Origin of the sequence: Streptomyces botrytidirepellens (genome assembly GCF_003721215.1) — a bacterium.
GTDB lineage: Bacteria > Actinomycetota > Actinomycetes > Streptomycetales > Streptomycetaceae > Streptomyces > Streptomyces himastatinicus.
Genome location: NZ_RIBZ01000324.1, coordinates 1 through 16,501, shown reverse-complemented (window position 1 = coordinate 16,501; position 16,501 = coordinate 1). Strand labels below are relative to the sequence as shown.

Sequence of the window (16,501 nt, the reverse complement as noted above, 5' to 3'; positions counted from 1 at the left end):
GCTCCTCTTCGAGCATTCGTGAGGGGGACGTAAGGGCGTGAGGGGAGGTAAGGACGTATGGGGGCGTACGACGTAAGGGAGGTAAAGGGACGTCAGGGGGTCCGGCTGCGCCGGGTTACCGTGCCGCCGCGACCGGTCCGGCGGTGAGCGCGGCGCGCAGCAGGTCGACCGACCGGCGGACTCCGTCGGTGGGGGTGCGGGCGAGGTCTTCGTGCTCGATGCTCAGCGTTCCCGCGTAACCGGCCGCGTGGAGTGCGGTGATGAACGCGGACCAGAAGTCGGTGCCGCCGGGGTGGCCGTCGCCGAGGGTGACGTAGTTCCAGGACCGGTCGTCGACGCGGTCGAACGGCAGGGTCTCCAGCCGGGACGTCAGCCCCTGCCGCTCGACTTCGAGCCGGGTGTCCTTGGCGTGCACGTGGTAGATGGCGTCGCCGAGCGCCTGGACGCTGCGGATCGGATCGGCGCCCATCCACATCAGATGGCTGGGATCCATGTTGGCGCCGACGACGGGGCCGACCGCCTCGCGCAGGCGCAGCAGGGTCGGGGCGTTGTAGACGAGCTGGTGGGCGTGCATCTCCAGGGCCAGGCGCACCCCGTGGTCCCGTGCGAAGCCGACGAGCTGCCGCCAGTACGGAACGGCGGCCTCCCACTGGCGTTCCAGCACCTCGGTGTTCTCCGGCGGCCAGCAGGTGGTGATCCAGTTGGGGGTGCTGTCGCCCGGTGCGGCCGGGAGCCCCGACATGCAGACGACCGTGTCCACGCCGAGCAGACCGGCGAGACGGATCGTGCCGCGGAGGACACGGTCCTGCTCGGCGCCGGTGACCGGGTGGAGCTGGTTGCCGTTGGCGTTGAGCGCCGAGATCCGCAGCCCCCGCCCGCTCACCGCCGCGCTCAGCTCGGCACGGGCGGCCTCGTCGGCGAGCAGGCGGTCGAGGTCGACGTGCGGTGCGGTGGACCAGTTGCCGGTGGCGAACTCGACGGTGTCGAGCCCCAGGTCGGCGGCGAGGTCCAGGGTTTCTCTCGTGGTCAGCGCCGCGACGCTGTCGGTCATCAGTCCGATGTCCATGTTTGTGTCTCCTCAGTGAGGGCGCGGGGGGACCGTGTTCAGGGTGGAGGCCGCATAGGGGGCGGGCCGTGTTGAGGGCGGGGACCGTGCGTTCCACGGGTCGTCCGGCCGTGGGCGACAGCGGTGATGGCGGGGTGGCCTCGACGGGTGCGGTTGTCCCCGTGCCGGGTGGGTGCGGGCATGGTTCAGCCGCTGCCGACAGCGCCCGCTCGTCGTGTGGGACGAACTGCTGGGCACTTGTTCGTACTACTAATACGTACTAGTTCCCCGGTACTATGAGCCGCGGTGTGATGCATGTCAATACCTGAACGCGGGAGGCGCGCATGCGAGACCCAGGGGTCACCGGCGGACCAGGCGAGCCCGCAGCGGCACCCATTCGCCCCAAACGCCCCACGATGTCCGACGTCGCGGCGCGCGTCGGAGTCTCACAGGCCCTCGTGTCCCTGGTGTTCCGCAACCAGCCCGGCGCGAGCTCCCTGACCCGCCAGCGCGTGTTCCAGGCGGCCGAGGAGCTGGGCTACCGCCCCGACACCGCCGCCCAGTTGCTGCGCCGCACGCGCAGCCGCCAGCTGGGCGTGCTGTTCACCATGCGCCACCCGCACGACGTGGGCATCGTCGAGGCCCTCTACCCCGCCGCCGAGAAGCACGGCTACCACCTCGCGCTCAGCGCCATGGTCGCCACCCGCGACGAGCGTCAGGCCGTGGAGCAGCTGCTCGGGCTGCGCAGCGAAGCCATCATCATCATCGGCGCCGAGTCCAGCCCGGAGAACCTGGTCACGGTCGCGGGCCCCACGCCCCTCATCGAAATCAACCCGTGCACGAGGGCGGCCGGCGTGGACGTCGTCCGGACCGCCAACAGCAAGGGGATACGCCAGGCCGTCGACCACCTCACCGGGCTCGGCCACCGCGCCATCATCCACATCGACGGCGGCGCGATGCCCGCCGCCGACGAACGGCGGCGCGGTTACCGCACCGCGATGCGGCGCCACGGGCTCGCCGAGCACATCCGGATCCTCCCCGGTGACTACACCGAGGAGTCCGGCGCCCGGGCGGCCCGCGAACTCCTCCAGCAGGGCGACCTGCCCACCGCGATCATCGCGGGCAACGACCGCTGCGCCCACGGCGTGCTCAACACGTTCCTGCGCGCCGGTCTCACCGTGCCGACGGACGTGTCCATCGTCGGCTACGACGACAGCCAGCTCGCCCAGCTGTCCTTCATCGACCTCACATCCGTGCGCCAGGACGCCGCCGACGTGGCCCGGCTCGCCGTCCAGACGGCCGTCGAACGACTCGACGAGGGGCGCACCGTCGACCGGGACATCATCCTCGACCCCACCCTCGTCGTCCGCGGAAGCACCGGCCCGCCCCGCGCCCGGTAAGCGGGCCGGGGCGGGACCGGGTCAGGGCCGGAATCGGCGACCTACAGCACCGGCAGGCTCTTGCGCAGCTCGAAGGGGGTGACCTCCGAGCGGTACTCCTCCCACTCCTGCTTCTTGTTGCGGAGGAAGAAGTCGAAGACGTGCTCGCCGAGCGTCTCGGCGACCAGTTCGCTGCGCTCCATGAGGTTGATGGCCTCGCCGAGGTTCTGCGGCAGCGGCTCGATGCCGAGCGAGCGGCGCTCGGCGTCGGACAGCGCCCAGACGTCGTCGTCGGCGCCGGCCGGGAGTTCGTAGCCGCCCTCGATGCCCTTGAGGCCCGCGGCCAGCAGGACGGCGTAGGCGAGGTAGGGGTTGGCGCCGGAGTCCAGGGAGCGGACCTCGACGCGGGTGGAGCCGGTCTTGCCGGGCTTGTAGAGGGGGACCCGGACGAGGGCGGAGCGGTTGTTGTGGCCCCAGCAGATGTACGAGGGGGCCTCGCCGCCCGCGCCCGCGGTGCGCTGGGAGCCGCCCCAGATGCGCTTGTAGGAGTTGACCCACTGGTTGGTCACGGCGGAGATCTCCCCGGCGTGACGGAGCAGCCCGGCGATGAAGGAGCGGCCGACCTTGGAGAGCTGGAACTCGGCGCCCGACTCGTAGAACGCGTTCCGGTCGCCCTCGAAGAGGGAGAGGTGGGTGTGCATGCCCGAGCCGGGGTATTCGGAGAACGGCTTCGGCATGAAGGTGGCCTGCACGCCCTGCTCCAGCGCGACCTGCTTCATGACCAGGCGGAAGGTCATGATGTTGTCGGCGGTGGAGAGCGCGTCGGCGTAGCGCAGGTCGATCTCCTGCTGGCCGGGGGCGCCCTCGTGGTGGGAGAACTCGACCGAGATGCCCATCGATTCGAGCATGGTGATCGCCTGGCGGCGGAAGTCCATGCCGATGTTCTGCGGGGTGTGGTCGAAGTAGCCGGAGGAGTCGGCGGGCACCGGGCGGGTGCCGTCCATCGGCTTCTGCTTGAGCAGGAAGAACTCGATCTCGGGGTGGGTGTAGAAGGTGAAGCCGAGGTCGGAGGTCTTGGCGAGGATGCGCTTGAGCACGTAGCGCGGATCGGCGAAGGAGGGGGAGCCGTCCGGCATCAGGATGTCGCAGAACATCCGGGCGGTCCCGGGGGCCTCGGCGCGCCAGGGCAGGATCTGGAAGGTGCCGGGATCCGGCTTGGCGATCATGTCGGACTCGTAGACCCGGGCGAAGCCCTCGATCGCGGAGCCATCGAAGCCGATGCCCTCGTCGAAGGCGCCCTCCAGCTCCGCGGGTGCGACGGCCACGGACTTGAGGAAGCCGAGGACGTCGGTGAACCACAGCCGCACGAACCGGATGTCGCGCTCTTCGAGGGTACGGAGCACGAACTCCTGCTGCTTATCCATGGTCCCCTATCCTTGCAGGTCAAACGGCTCTTTCAACGGGCGCGGGGCACCTCGACGGCCCCAGTATCACGCGGCGGGGTTTCGGCGAGGTTTCGGACCCGCCCGGACCCGCTCCTCGCGCTCCGACACGATGTGTGCATCGTACTTTCATGCGGCCCGCTCCCGGACCCGTGCGTGCGGCGACTCAAGGCCGCCTCCGCCTCCACAATGCACCCTTTGATACCCCTTAGGGGTAAGCTGTCGTATTGTCGTGATCATCAGAGGATGAGACCGGAGCCCGGGGAGACGGCGGTGCGCGAACGCCACCGGCTGCTGGTGCAGCGCATAGAGCGGCGCGTCCGCCGCGTCCCGCCCCGATGGGGAGCGAGGGACTCGGCGGTGGACGCGCCGGCCGCTCATGCGCACATCTCCCACCAGCATTGGGGTGCTCACTCATGCACGAACCCTCTCGCCGCGCCGTGCTCGGCGCGGGATTCGCCGTCGCGGGCGGCGGTCTGCTCGGCGCCTGTAGTCCCTCGGGCGGCGAATACGGAATGGACAACTCGGGGCTGGGCGGGCACGCGGGACCGGCCGCGGCGCCCCCGTCGGAGTACATCTCCCCGCACGGCCCGGAGGTCCGGGACCGGGAACACCGGCGGGGGCCCGGTCCGGTCCGGCGGGTCCAGCTCACCGCCACCGCCACCACGCTGGACCTCGGCGCCCGCAAGGTGAAGTCCTGGGCGTACGAGGACCAGGTGCCAGGCCAGGCGCTCCGGGTCACGGCGGGCGAGACCCTCGCGCTCACCCTGGTCAACCAGCTGCCGCAGCCCACCACGCTGCACTGGCACGGCATCCGGCTGCGCAACGACATGGACGGCGTCCCGGGCATCACCCAGCCGCCCGTCAAGACCGGCACGGCCTTCGACTACCGCTTCACGGCGGTCAACCCGGGCACGTACTGGCTCCACCCCCACACCGGCGTCCAGCTCGACCGGGGGCTGTACGCGCCGCTGATCGTCGAGGACCCGAAGGAGCCGCTGGAGTACGACAAGGAGTGGATCGTCGTCCTCGACGACTGGCTCGACGGGGTGGGCGGCCGCACCCCGGACAAGGTGCTGCGGCAGCTGAACGGCGGCCGGACCATGGCCCACGGCATGGAGACGGCGGCGAGCGGCATGCCGCTGATGTCCCGCCACGGCGGTACGCCGTCCCCCACCCCCTTGCCCCCCTCCCGCCCGGCGGCCGCCGCCACGAGCGAGCTGCTGGGCGGCGAAGCGGGCCACGTCACGTACCCGTACTACCTCATCAACGGGCGCACCCCCGACTCCCCGCAGGTCTTCCGGGCCAAGCGCGGCGACCGCATCCGGATCCGGATCATCAACGCGGGCGGCGACACCGCCTTCCGGGTGGCGCTCGGCGACCACAGGATGACCGTCACCCACACCGACGGCTACCCCGTGCGGCCCACCACCACCGACGCGCTGCTGCTGGGCATGGGCGAGCGGTACGACGTGCTGGTGACCGCGAAGAGCGGGGTGTTCCCGCTCGCCGCCGTCGCCGAGGGCAAGAAGCGGTCCACGCTGGCCGTGCTCCACACGAGCGGCAGGAAGTCCAAGACGTTCACGCGCCCCAAGGAGCTGGACGGCAAGCTGGTATGGGCGGCGCAGCTGAAGGCCGCGGAATCGGTACGGCTGGAGCCGCGCCCGCCGGACCGCGAGCTCAGGCTGCGGCTCACGGGCTCGATGCGGAAGTTCGACTGGGGGATCAACGGCAGGCCGTACGACCCGACGCAGCGCTATCCGGTGCGGGCGGGCGAGCGGGTGCGGCTGACCTTCATCAACGGCACCCCGATGTGGCACCCGGTGCATGTGCACGGCCACACCTACCAGCTGTCGGACGGCGGACCGCGCAAGGACACCACGATCCTGCTGCCGCACCGGAAGGTCAGCCTCGACTTCGACGCGGACAATCCGGGGCTGTGGATGGTCCACTGCCACAACGTCTACCACTCGGAATCGGGGATGATGACCATCCTTGGTTACCAGAAGTAACCGCGGCCCGGGCCGGGTCCGGAGCCGGGCGAGGAGACCTCGGACACGCACCGGCCATCGCGTCAGACAGACGATTACACTGGGCGCCGTGCCTCAACTTCGCCTCGCTCTGAACCAGATCGACTCGACCGTCGGCGACCTCGCCGGAAACGCCGAGTCGATAGTCCACTGGACCCGGCACTCCGCCGAGCAGGGCGCCCATCTGGTGGCGTTCCCCGAGATGGTGCTGACCGGGTACCCCGTCGAGGACCTCGCGCTGCGCTCCTCCTTCGTCGAGGCGTCGCGCACCGCGCTGCGCGCGCTGGCCGAGCGGCTGGACGCCGAGGGCCTCGGCGAGCTGCCGGTGATCGTCGGCTACCTCGACCGCAGCGAGCGGGCCCGGCGGTACGGCCAGCCGGCCGGCTCCCCGCAGAACGCCGCCGCCGTGCTGCACCGCGGCTCGATCGCGCTCACCTTCGCCAAGCACCATCTGCCGAACTACGGCGTCTTCGACGAGTTCCGCTACTTCGTGCCCGGCGACACCATGCCCGTCGTCCGCGTCCACGGCATCGACGTCGCGCTCGCCATCTGCGAGGACCTGTGGCAGGACGGCGGCCGGGTGCCCGCCGCCCACTCCGCCGGGGCCGGGCTGCTGCTGTCGATCAACGCCTCGCCGTACGAGCGCGAGAAGGACGACACCCGGCTGGACCTGGTCCGCAAGCGCGCCCAGGAGGCGGGCTGCACCACCGCGTACCTGGCGATGATCGGCGGCCAGGACGAGCTGGTCTTCGACGGCGACTCGATCATCGTCGACCGCGACGGCGAGGTGATCGCCCGCGCCCCGCAGTTCGCCGAGGGCTGCGTCGTGGTCGACCTCGACCTGCCCGCCGCCGACCCGGACGCGGTCCCGGAGGGCGTCGTGGACGACGGGCTGCGCATCGACCACCGCACCCTCTCCGCCGGCCCCCTCCCGGCCTACGACCCGGAACCGGGCCTCGCGGGCGGCGAGGCGGAGCGGCTCGGCGACGACGAGGAGATCTACACCGCGCTGGTGGTGGGCCTGCGGGCGTACGTCGCGAAGAACGGATTCCGCAGTGTGCTGATCGGGCTCTCCGGCGGCATCGACTCCGCCCTCGTCGCGGCGATCGCGTGCGACGCGGTGGGCGCGCAGAACGTCTACGGCGTGGCCATGCCGTCCCGCTACTCCTCCGAGCACTCGGTCGGCGACGCGACGGAGCTGGCGCGGCGCACCGGGCTCAACTTCCGCACCGTCCCGATCGCCCCGATGTTCGACGCCTACATGGGGTCGCTGCACCTCACCGGGCTCGCCGAGGAGAACCTCCAGTCGCGGCTGCGCGGCACGATGCTGATGGCGATCTCCAACCAGGAGGGCCACATCGTCCTCGCCCCGGGCAACAAGTCCGAGCTGGCGTGCGGGTACTCGACGCTGTACGGGGACTCCGTGGGCGCGTACGGCCCCATCAAGGACGTCTACAAGACCTCCATCTTCCGGCTCGCGAAGTGGCGCAACCGGGCCGCGGAGGAGCGGGGCCAGACCCCGCCCATCCCCGAGAACTCCATCACCAAGCCGCCGAGCGCCGAGCTGCGCCCGGGCCAGGTCGACACCGACTCCCTCCCGGACTACGACGTGCTCGACCGGATCCTGGAGCTGTACGTGGACCGCGACCAGGGCCGTCAGGAGATCGTCGCGGCGGGCTACGACGATGAGCTGGTGACGCGGATCCTGCGGCTGGTCGACACCGCCGAGTACAAGCGGCGCCAGTACCCGCCGGGGACGAAGATCTCCGCCAAGGGCTTCGGCAAGGACCGCCGCCTGCCGATCACCAACCGCTGGCGCGAACACGGCTGAAAATTAATTCCGGCGGCCATGTCGAGAACCCGTAACCGGCTCCGTCCCCGGGGTGAAGGCGGCCACAATGGGCCGCACCAGCACCGAGGAGAACCATCATGGCCAAGTACTTGCTGCTCAAGCACTACCGCGGCGCTCCGGCAGCGGTCAACGACGTGCCCATGGACCAGTGGGCGCCGGAAGAGGTCTCGGCGCACATCGCGTACATGAACGACTTCGCGGCCCGGCTGGAGAAGACGGGCGAGTTCGTCGACGGCCAGGCGCTCGCCCCCGAGGGGACGTGGGTCCGGTACGACGGTGAGGGGCGCCCGCCGGTCACCGACGGCCCGTTCGCGGAGACCAAGGACCTGATCGCCGGGTGGATGGTGATCGACGTCGACAGCTACGAGCGCGCCGTCGAGCTGGCCGGGGAGCTGTCGGCCGCCCCCGGGGCGGGCGGGAAGCCGATCCACGAGTGGCTGGAGGTGCGCCCGTTCCTGGCCGCGCCGCCCACCATCACGGAGTGCCTCGGCCATGGATGAGGCCCTCCTCAGGAGCCTCACGCCCAGCGTGCTCACCGTCCTCGTCCGCCGCGGAGCCGACTTCGCGGCGGCCGAGGATGCCGTTCAGGAGGCTCTTGTCGAGGCGGTCCGCGTCTGGCCCGTCGACTTGCCGCGGGACCCGAAGGGCTGGCTGGTCACCGTGGCCTGGCGCAAGTTCCTCGACGCGACCCGGGCGGACGCCGCCCGGCGCCGCCGTGAGGACCGCGTCGACGAGGAACCGGCGCCCGGCCCCGCGCCCGCGGTGGACGACACGCTCCAGCTCTACTTCCTGTGCGCCCACCCGTCGCTGACGCCGTCGTCCGCGGTCGCGCTCACGCTGCGCGCCGTCGGCGGGCTGACCACCCGCCAGATCGCCGCGGCCTATCTGGTGCCCGAGGCGACCATGGCGCAGCGGATCAGCCGGGCCAAGCGCACCGTCTCGGGCGTGCGGTTCGACCAGCCCGGCGACGTCGCCACCGTGCTGCGCGTCCTCTACCTGGTCTTCAACGAAGGCTACTCCGGCGACGTCGACCTCGCCGCCGAGGCCATCCGGCTGACCCGGCAGCTCGCGGCCCGGGTCGACCACCCCGAGGTGGCGGGGCTGCTCGCGCTGATGCTGCTCCACCACGCCCGGCGCGCCACCCGGACCGCGCCCGACGGCAGCCTGGTGCCGCTGGCCGAGCAGGACCGCGGCCGGTGGGACACCCGCTCGATCGCCGAGGGCGTGGAGATCCTTCAGGCGGCACTCGCCCGGGACCGGCTGGGCGAGTTCCAGGCCCAGGCCGCCATCGCCGCACTTCACGCCGACGCGCCCACCGCCGGGGAGACCGATTGGGTGCAGATCGTGGAGTGGTACGACGAGCTGGTGCGCCTGACGGACAGCCCGGTCGTCCGGCTCAACCGCGCGGTGGCCGTCGGCGAGGCCGACGGACCGCGCGCCGGGCTGGCGGCGCTCGCCGAGGTGGACGACGCCTCGTTGCCCCGCCGTGCGGCGGTGGCGGCGTACCTCCATGAGCGCGACGGCGACCTGGCGACGGCGGCGCGGCTGTACGCCGAGGCGGCCCACGCCGCACCCAACCTCGCCGAGCGCGACTACCTGACGCGCCAGGCCGCCCGCCTCAACACCCACCTCCGCTGAAGCGGCTACGCGGTGGGGGCCAGGAACTCGCGTATCAGGGTCAGCCACTCCGCTGGAGCCTCCACGAAGGGGAGGTGGCCGGTGGGGAGTTCGGTCAGCTTCGCGTCGGGGATGCCCGCGGCGACCTCGTGGTGGTGGTGCGGGGTGACCATCACGTCGTGGATCGTGGAGATCACCAGGGTGGGGACCGCCACGCGGGGCAGGTCCGCGCGGACGTCGGCCCGGGTGCCCAGGAGCACCTGGTCGACCGCGCCCGGCGGGATGGAGTCGCGGGTCGCGGCGATCGTGGCGGCCAGTTCGTCGGCGGGCATCCGGTCCAGGTAGGGCGCTCCGGCGCCGAGCAGCGCCGTCCAGCGGGCCACCGCACCGTGGCCGTCGTCGGCGCGCAGCAGCCGCAGCCAGTCGTCCAGCAGGAGCCGCATCCGCGCGCCCGGGTGGGCGAAGGCGGCGGTGAGGACGAGGGCGGTGACCCGGGAGGGGTGGCGGGTGGCGGCGCGGACGGCGAGCGGGGTGCCCAGGGAGTATCCGGCGACGGCGAAGGTGTCCAGGCCCTCTTCGACGGCGGTGGCGACGAGCGCGTCGGCGAGCCCGTCCAGGTCCAGGGGGTCGGTCGCGCGCGGGGTGCGGCCCGAGCCGGGGTAGTCGGGGCCGACGACGCGGTGGTGGGCGGCCAGGCCGTCCAGCAGGGGGCCGTAGTTGGCGTCGACGGAGCCGGTGGCGCCGTGGGCGAGGAGGAGTCCGGGGCCGGTGCCCCGGACGGTGCGTCCCAGGGGGGATGTGGTGGTCATGGCGGGGACGCTAAAGCCTCACATCGATGCGAAAGTCAAGCGGCGCGGGCGGCGGCAGAGGCGTGGGCGGGTCGGTCGGGTGGGCGCGGAGGGACTGGAGCAGCAGGGCCACCAGGCGGCGGGAGGCGGCGCGCGCGGCGGCGGGGGGCTCCGCGTCGAGGCCCCCGTTGGCCAGGATCAGCAGCTTGAGGTCGCCCGGCACGAAGTCGGAGCGCAGCTGTCCGCTCCGCTGGGCGCGCCGCGTCAGCTCGGCGAAGCGGCGCGCGTTGTGGTCGCGGACGCGCGCGAAGTCGGTGGTCATCGAGTCGAGGAGGGCGGCGGTGAAGCCGCGGTCCACGGCCTGCGTGGCGCAGACCTTCTCGATGACGGCGCAGAAGCCGCGCCAGGGGTCGGGGTCGTCGAGGGCGGCGTCGAGAGTCGCGACGCACCGCCCCATCTGGACGGCGAAGGTTTCGGCGATGAGCGCCTCTTTGGTGGGGAAGTGGCGGTAGAGCGTCGCGGGTCCCACTCCGGCGCGGCGGGCGATGGCGCGCATGGGCACATCGAGCCCATGGGCGGCGAAGGTGGCGCGGGCGGCCTCGGTGATGAGCTCGCGGTTGCGCCGGGCGTCGGCGCGCTTCCGAGACAGTTCGTCGGTCATGCTCTCTCACTTTAGGCGCAAACGGACGCCCTGTTCCAATTCGCTGTTAGCGTCGGCCGCAGTCGAGTGAGAGGTACCGAAATGTTCGCTTTGCAGTACTCCGAGCAGGGCCCGCCGGAGGTGCTCACCGTCGGCGAGGCCGAGGAGCCGCACGCCGGGCCCGGCGAGATCCGTATCGCCGTACGGGCCGTCGGGGTCACCCCGGCGGACTGGAAGCTGCGCTCGGGGGCGATCCCGATCGAGGTGCGGCTCGACTGGCCGCACATCCCCGGGATCGACGCCTCGGGGGTCGTGGACGAGGTCGGGGAGGGGGTCGGCGGCGTCGCGGTCGGGGACGCGGTGTTCGGGGTGGTCGACTTCGAGAAGTTCGGGGGCGCGGCGGCCGAGTTCGCCGTGCTGGTCGCCTGGGCCGCCAAGCCGGACGCGCTGAGCTGGGAGGAGGCGGCCGGGGCGGGCGGCAATGTGGAGACCGCGACCCGCGCCCTGCGTCTGCTGGACGTCGGCGAGGGGACGACGCTGCTGGTCGAGGGCGCGGCCGGGGGCGTCGGCACGGCGACGGTCCAGCTCGCGGTCGCCCGCGGGGCCACCGTGATCGGTACGGCCCGGGAGGCGAACCACGACTTCCTCACCGGGCTCGGAGCGGTGCCCACCACCTACGGCCCCGGCCTCGCGGAACGGGTCGCGGCGCTGGCACCCGGCGGTGTCCACGCGGTGCTGGACGCGGCGGGCTCGGGCTCGCTGCCGGACCTCGTCGCCCTCGCGGGGGACGCGAAGCGCGTGGTGTCGGTGGCCGATATGGGCGCTCATGAGCACGGCGTCCATCTGACCTGGGCCGGAAGCGGGGATACGCCCGGCTACGAGGGGCTCGCGGTGGCGGCGCGGCTGGCCGCCGAGGGCCGGTTCCGGGTGCCGCTGCACGGGGTGTTCCCGCTGGCGGACGCGGCGAAGGCGCACGAGGTGAGCGCCGCCGGCCATGTCCGCGGGAAGGTCGTGCTGACGGTGCCGTAGCACCGGACGCCGTAGCAGGGATGACGGAGCCGCTCCGCCACCCCGTCCGCCCCCGTCAGCTCAGATCAACGGAAGCGACCACGGCGCCCAGAAGGGCGCTCAGGGCCGCGGCGCACCAGAAGGCAAGGCCAGACCGCCCCCGAATGCCCTCCTTGGGGACACCGGCCCACATGGCAACTCTCTCCACCGTCGGCGCGATGCCCACGGCGACGAAGACTCGTAAGGCCGTCTCCGTCAGTTGCCATTCGCCAGGGGGGAACAAGACAGCGCCGGCGATGAATCCCGCCGTCGTCGCCATTTCCAGCTCCCAGCTCTTGGCATGCCTCACGACGGCGATGGCTTGCACGAGCAGGAGAACGAGGAGAACGCCCTGGAGTATAAGCACTGCTTTTCCTTCCGTTTGAGTACTGGCAGCGCGTCCGCCCGAGGTGTCGGGGCAGGTTGACACCGCCCCGACACCCTTCGGTAGCCGTCCGCTACTTCTTCCAGCGCTTCACCTGTACGCGCGGATAGATGATCCACTTGTTCCACCAGGAACCGTATTTCTGCCACCATCCAACGGTGATCTTTACGCCCTTGCTCTTGGGCATGGCGGCCTTCAGCTGGATTTCAGTGGCCAACCAGCGCACGCCACCACCGACCGCCTCCAGGACGAGGCCTATGATCCGTGACGCCCAGGAAGGGATCGTGATGCCGATCCGTCCGAACGCACTCAGCAACCGGGCTCCAGCCTTGAGCGACGTGGCCAGCTTCTTGGCCTTCTTCTTCTTGACCAGCCAGGTTTTCTTCTTCCACCTCTGACCGTCGAGATCGGAGCCGTTGACCGGGTCGCTCGGGTACGCGTACCGGCTCGGCGCCCCCTCGGCGACCGGGTCCGGCTGGAGGAACCTCCCTGTCGTCGGCGTATAGACCCTCATCCCCATGACAACGGAGCCCCCGGGTGGTGCAGCGGCCCGCTGGTATCCGCCGAGCCATCCGTAGGTGGCCGCGGATGTTCCGGTGAGCGGTACGCCGTACTCGTCATAATGCCGGACGTCCGCAGCCCGCGAGGGGTCGAGCGGCAAGGACACCGCCACGTCACCGTGCAGGTTTGTCAGCTGAAGAACTCCTCCGCCGTCAACCGTGGTAGTAGCGGCGAACTGCCCCTCGGCGTCGCGGACATGACGGAGCAGCCCGTCCCCCGTACAGCGTGTGCCATCCCTCGTCCGGATCGATGGAGGCGGTTGCTTTGCCGCCTCCGCCGCGCCCCTTCCGCCCTCGGGGACCACTCCGACGATGCCGCGAAGGCGGCCCCGGATTCGGCCGACGACAAAGCCGCCTCGGCCCCCAGGGCCATGGCCAGGACCAGCGCCGTCTCCCGCACCCCGGGCCAGGAGCCACCTATGGCGGCAGACAACGCGTGTGGCCCTGCCCCCGACCAACAGGCCGGCGGACAGGGCCACATCTCGGTCCCGGTCGTGACCCGGGTCAGCGCACCTCGGACAGCGTGGGCACCGAGTCGCTGCCCGCGACGATCCGGGACTTCTCCGAGGACCCGCGGTCCAGCAGTCCCGCCGTCGCCGCTATCGCCAGGCCGACCACCGCGAGCACCGCGCCGACCAGGGTCGGGGAGGTCCAGCCCCAGCCGGCGGAGATGGCGACGCCGCCGACCCAGGCCCCGCCCGCGTTGGCGAGGTTGAAGGCGGAGTGGTTGGAGGCGGAGGCGAGGGTCGGGGCGTGCTTCGCCTTGTTCATGACGAGCATCTGGAGCGGCGTGGTGGTCATGAAGCCCACCGCGCCGAGCAGCACGACCGAGACCAGCGCCGCCCACTTGATGTGCACGGTGAAGTTGAACACCACCAGCATCACGGCCAGCGCCGTCAGCGACCCGTACAGCGTGGGCCGCAGCGCGCGGTCGGTGAGGGGCCCCGCGACCAGCGCGCCCAGGGTCATGCCGATGCCGAAGAGGGCGAGCACGATCGTGACGGAGGACTCGGCGAAGCCGGTGACCTCGGTCACCATCGAGGCCAGGTAGCTGTAGACGGCGAAGACGCCGGCGAAGCCGAAGACCGCGGTGAGCAGCCCGAGCAGCACCTGCCGGTTGCCGAGGGCGCGCAGCTCGTGGGCGAGGCCGCCGTGCTGGTCCTGCGGCACCTGCGGGACGAGCCGGGCGAGCGAGGCCATGGCCAGGACGCCGATGCCGGTGACGACCAGGAAGGTGGCGCGCCAGCCCAGACCCTGGCCGAGCGCCGTGCCCACCGGGACGCCGACGATGTTGGCGATCGTCAGGCCCAGGAACATGGTGGCGACCGCGCGGGCCTGCCTCTCCTCGCTCACCAGCCGGGAGGCGACCACCGCGCCGACGCCGAAGAACGCGCCGTGCGGCAGCCCGGCGAGCACCCGGCCGGCGAGCAGCAGCCCGAACGAGGGGGCGAGCGCGGAGGCGAGGTTGCCGACCGTGAAGAGCCCCATGAGCAGCACGAGCATGCGTTTGCGCGGGATGCGCGCACCGAGGGCGGTGAGCAGCGGGGCGCCGATGACGACGCCGATGGCGTAGGCGGAGACGAGGTAGCCAGCGGTCGGCACCGAGGTGCCCAGATCGTCGGCGACGTTGGGCAGCAGGCCCATCATCACGAATTCTGTGGTGCCGATACCGAAGGCAGAGATCGCGAGCGCGAGCAGTGCCAGGGGCATGAGAGACCTTTCACCGGTAAGGAAGGAGATCGTGCGAGCGTGCGTATGTTCTCTACCGGAACAAAGTCTCTCACGCGCTTTATTTCCTGAGCACCAACCTCAAGGTGAACAGCTTGTTAGATCTTCGATTGGCAGGCTCAGAGAGTGACCGACGCCGCTACCGGAAGGTGGTCACTGCCCGTCTGCTGAAGGGTCCAGGCCGAGACCGGGTTCACCCCGCGCACCATGATCTGGTCGATGCGGGCCATCGGGAACGAGGCGGGCCAGCTGAAGCCGAAGCCGTCGCCCGCGGCGCCCTGCGCGGAGCGCATCTGCGACGTGACGGGGGCCAGCGAACGGTCGTTCATCGTGCCGTTCAGGTCGCCGAGCAGGACCACCTTGTCCAGCGGCTCGTCGCGGATGGCCTCGCCCAGCGCGTCGGCGCTCGCGTCGCGCTGCCCGGCGGTGAAGCCCGCGTTGAACTTCACGCGCACGGAGGGGAGATGGGCGACGTAGACGGCGACCTCGCCGCCCGGCGCGGTGACGGTGGTGCGCAGCGCCCGGGTCCAGCCCATCTTGATGTCGACCGGCTTGGTCCCGGACAGCGGGTACTTGCTCCACACCCCGACCGTGCCCTGCACGGCGTGGTAGCGGTAGGTGCTCTTGAGCGCCTTCGCGTACGTCGGCACGGCCTTGGCGGTCAGCTCCTCCAGCGCGACCACCTGCGCACCCGAGGCGGCCACGTCCTTCGCGGTGGTCACCGGGTCGGAGTTGTCGGCGTTGACGTTGTGGGTGACGACGGTCAGGTCGCCGTCGCCGCCGGACTTGTCGGAGAACATCAGCCCGCCGAACAGGTTCAGCCAGACGGTGACCGGCAGTACGAGCGCCAGCAGGGCGATCGCCGAACGCCGCACCAGGCCGAGCACCAGCAGCAGCGGGAGGAACACCCCGAGCCACGGCAGGAAGGTCTCCAGCAGGCTGCCGAGGTTGCCGACGCGGTTGGGGATGTCGGCGTGGAAGACCATGATCAGCGCGAGCAGGACCGCGAACGCCGCGAGCACCAGACCGCGCCGCCAGATTCCGCGGCTGTGCCGGAGCCGGTCGCGCAGGCGACCGAACCGGGAGTCGGTCCACTGGGGCGCGTCCCCGGACTGTCCCGTCTCCTGCGTGTACGCCTGCACCATGCGTTGTCCGTCCCTCACTTGCCGCTGCCCGCCTATCGCTCACGACCCTAGGCGATGACCAGGGCATTCCCGACGCCCCCACCGGGCGTCCCTGCCCGGTGGACGCCCGGGCGGTGGGCAGGGGTTCCGGTTCCCGCGACAACGGGGGCGGTTGTGACGCAACAGGCACAAAGGCATCGGGACGCGCCGTCCGTCATACGCTCGCACACGCCGTCTCAGCCGCGTGCCGAGACCCCCTCCAGAACGGTGTCCACGATCCGTTCGGCCAGCCCCTCCGGCAACTCCCGCCACTCGTGCAGGATGGCGCGCGACAGCATCGGCCCGGTGAACAGGTCGGCCAGCAGCTCGGGGTCGGTGTCCGCCCGGATCTCACCGTTCGCGACGCCCCGCCGCAGCACCGACCGCAGCAGTTCCCGGCGGACCTCGATGACGTTCTCGTCGTACGCCCGCCACAGCTCCCGGTGGGCGTGCATCTGGGCCAGGATGCTGCGCATCAGGGCGGAGTTCCGCTTGGCCAGCCCGCGCCGCCGCATGAACTCCAGGATGGTGACGAGGTCGTCGCGGACCGAGACCCCGGCCGGTCGGGGGCCCGGCTCCTCCAGCGACCGCAGGACGTCCAGCATCAGCGCGTCCTTGCCCGGCCAGCGGCGGTAGACGGTGGCCTTGGCCACCCCCGCCGCGCGCGCGATCCCCTCGATGGACAGCGCGCCGACGGACGCGCCCTCCTCCAGCAGCCGCAGCGCGGCCTCGATGATCGCGGCGTCGGTGGCGGCGCTGCGCGGCCGTCCGCGCGCCGAGGGCCCGGCCGGGCCGGATGCCGATGCGGCGTCGGCCCGGGCGTCG

The 16,501-nt window shown here is 71.5% G+C and carries 15 protein-coding genes; 6 read left to right on the top strand and 9 right to left on the bottom strand.

Annotation, left to right across the window (positions count from 1 at the left end; translation table 11 throughout):
* Positions 1-115 precede the first annotated feature (115 nt).
* Positions 116-1,066, bottom strand: coding sequence for a sugar phosphate isomerase/epimerase family protein (locus EEJ42_RS28765; protein ID WP_123104446.1), 951 nt, complete (start codon positions 1,064-1,066; stop codon positions 116-118).
* 395 nt (positions 1,067-1,461) lie between these two features.
* Between EEJ42_RS28765 and EEJ42_RS28760 the strand changes: the two genes are divergently transcribed.
* Complete coding sequence (locus EEJ42_RS28760; protein WP_123104444.1) at positions 1,462-2,445, top strand: LacI family DNA-binding transcriptional regulator; 984 nt, start codon at positions 1,462-1,464, stop codon at positions 2,443-2,445.
* 41 nt (positions 2,446-2,486) lie between these two features.
* On the opposite strand, the gene glnA is transcribed toward EEJ42_RS28760, so the two are convergent.
* Positions 2,487-3,848, bottom strand: coding sequence for a type I glutamate--ammonia ligase (gene glnA / locus EEJ42_RS28755; RefSeq protein ID WP_123104442.1), 1,362 nt, complete (start codon positions 3,846-3,848; stop codon positions 2,487-2,489).
* Between the two features lie 434 nt (positions 3,849-4,282).
* On the opposite strand from glnA, the gene EEJ42_RS28750 reads away from it, so the two are divergent.
* The 4 genes from EEJ42_RS28750 to EEJ42_RS28735 all read left to right on the top strand — a co-directional run bounded on the left by EEJ42_RS28750 (position 4,283) and on the right by EEJ42_RS28735 (position 9,386).
* On the top strand, positions 4,283-5,878 hold the full coding sequence (locus EEJ42_RS28750; RefSeq protein ID WP_123104440.1) for a multicopper oxidase family protein: 1,596 nt from the start codon (positions 4,283-4,285) through the stop codon (positions 5,876-5,878).
* Between the two features lie 88 nt (positions 5,879-5,966).
* The gene (locus EEJ42_RS28745; RefSeq protein WP_184503319.1) at positions 5,967-7,727 is read left to right on the top strand and encodes an NAD+ synthase; all 1,761 of its coding nucleotides are present in this window, start codon (positions 5,967-5,969) and stop codon (positions 7,725-7,727) included.
* 98 nt (positions 7,728-7,825) lie between these two features.
* Positions 7,826-8,248 carry a YciI family protein gene (locus EEJ42_RS28740; RefSeq protein ID WP_063735685.1) on the top strand — a complete coding sequence of 141 codons (423 nt, stop codon included), beginning with the start codon at positions 7,826-7,828 and terminating at the stop codon, positions 8,246-8,248.
* Positions 8,241-9,386 carry an RNA polymerase sigma factor gene (locus tag EEJ42_RS28735; RefSeq protein ID WP_123104438.1) on the top strand — a complete coding sequence of 382 codons (1,146 nt, stop codon included), beginning with the start codon at positions 8,241-8,243 and terminating at the stop codon, positions 9,384-9,386. Before EEJ42_RS28740 ends, EEJ42_RS28735 begins: the two co-directional genes overlap by 8 nt.
* Positions 9,387-9,391: 5 nt before the next feature.
* On the opposite strand, the gene EEJ42_RS28730 is transcribed toward EEJ42_RS28735, so the two are convergent.
* Together EEJ42_RS28730 and EEJ42_RS28725 are read right to left on the bottom strand one after the other, a co-directional pair.
* Positions 9,392-10,174: an alpha/beta fold hydrolase gene (locus EEJ42_RS28730; RefSeq protein WP_123104436.1), complete on the bottom strand. Its 783-nt coding sequence runs from the start codon at positions 10,172-10,174 to the stop codon at positions 9,392-9,394.
* Positions 10,175-10,184: 10 nt separating this feature from the next.
* Complete coding sequence (locus EEJ42_RS28725; protein WP_123104434.1) at positions 10,185-10,814, bottom strand: TetR/AcrR family transcriptional regulator; 630 nt, start codon at positions 10,812-10,814, stop codon at positions 10,185-10,187.
* Between the two features lie 81 nt (positions 10,815-10,895).
* On the opposite strand from EEJ42_RS28725, the gene EEJ42_RS28720 reads away from it, so the two are divergent.
* The gene (locus tag EEJ42_RS28720) at positions 10,896-11,822 is read left to right on the top strand and encodes an NADP-dependent oxidoreductase (RefSeq protein ID WP_123104432.1); all 927 of its coding nucleotides are present in this window, start codon (positions 10,896-10,898) and stop codon (positions 11,820-11,822) included.
* A gap of 55 nt (positions 11,823-11,877) precedes the next feature.
* Here the strand turns inward: EEJ42_RS28720 and EEJ42_RS28715 are convergent, their stop codons facing one another.
* The 5 genes from EEJ42_RS28715 to EEJ42_RS28695 form a co-directional block, all read right to left on the bottom strand.
* On the bottom strand, positions 11,878-12,207 hold the full coding sequence (locus EEJ42_RS28715) for a hypothetical protein (protein WP_123104430.1): 330 nt from the start codon (positions 12,205-12,207) through the stop codon (positions 11,878-11,880).
* 91 nt (positions 12,208-12,298) lie between these two features.
* Positions 12,299-13,090 carry an RHS repeat-associated core domain-containing protein gene (locus tag EEJ42_RS28710; RefSeq protein ID WP_246097456.1) on the bottom strand — a complete coding sequence of 264 codons (792 nt, stop codon included), beginning with the start codon at positions 13,088-13,090 and terminating at the stop codon, positions 12,299-12,301.
* Positions 13,091-13,289: 199 nt separating this feature from the next.
* Entirely contained in the window at positions 13,290-14,495 is a 1,206-nt protein-coding gene (locus EEJ42_RS28705) for an MFS transporter (RefSeq protein WP_123104426.1), read from the bottom strand.
* Between the two features lie 137 nt (positions 14,496-14,632).
* Complete coding sequence (locus EEJ42_RS28700) at positions 14,633-15,658, bottom strand: endonuclease/exonuclease/phosphatase family protein (RefSeq protein WP_123104424.1); 1,026 nt, start codon at positions 15,656-15,658, stop codon at positions 14,633-14,635.
* Positions 15,659-15,873: 215 nt separating this feature from the next.
* Positions 15,874-16,501 (bottom strand): TetR/AcrR family transcriptional regulator (locus EEJ42_RS28695; RefSeq protein WP_246097455.1); only part of this gene is annotated, 628 nt, incomplete at its 5' end.

Coding starts and splice junctions, on each gene's coding strand:
- EEJ42_RS28765 (WP_123104446.1), bottom strand. CDS start 1,066: ATGGACATCGGACTGATGACCGACAGCGTCGCGGCGCTGACCACGAGA.
- EEJ42_RS28760 (WP_123104444.1), top strand. CDS start 1,462: ATGTCCGACGTCGCGGCGCGCGTCGGAGTCTCACAGGCCCTCGTGTCC.
- glnA (WP_123104442.1), bottom strand. CDS start 3,848: ATGGATAAGCAGCAGGAGTTCGTGCTCCGTACCCTCGAAGAGCGCGAC.
- EEJ42_RS28750 (WP_123104440.1), top strand. CDS start 4,283: ATGCACGAACCCTCTCGCCGCGCCGTGCTCGGCGCGGGATTCGCCGTC.
- EEJ42_RS28740 (WP_063735685.1), top strand. CDS start 7,826: ATGGCCAAGTACTTGCTGCTCAAGCACTACCGCGGCGCTCCGGCAGCG.
- EEJ42_RS28735 (WP_123104438.1), top strand. CDS start 8,241: ATGGATGAGGCCCTCCTCAGGAGCCTCACGCCCAGCGTGCTCACCGTC.
- EEJ42_RS28730 (WP_123104436.1), bottom strand. CDS start 10,174: ATGACCACCACATCCCCCCTGGGACGCACCGTCCGGGGCACCGGCCCC.
- EEJ42_RS28725 (WP_123104434.1), bottom strand. CDS start 10,814: ATGACCGACGAACTGTCTCGGAAGCGCGCCGACGCCCGGCGCAACCGC.
- EEJ42_RS28720 (WP_123104432.1), top strand. CDS start 10,896: ATGTTCGCTTTGCAGTACTCCGAGCAGGGCCCGCCGGAGGTGCTCACC.
- EEJ42_RS28705 (WP_123104426.1), bottom strand. CDS start 14,495: ATGCCCCTGGCACTGCTCGCGCTCGCGATCTCTGCCTTCGGTATCGGC.
- EEJ42_RS28700 (WP_123104424.1), bottom strand. CDS start 15,658: ATGGTGCAGGCGTACACGCAGGAGACGGGACAGTCCGGGGACGCGCCC.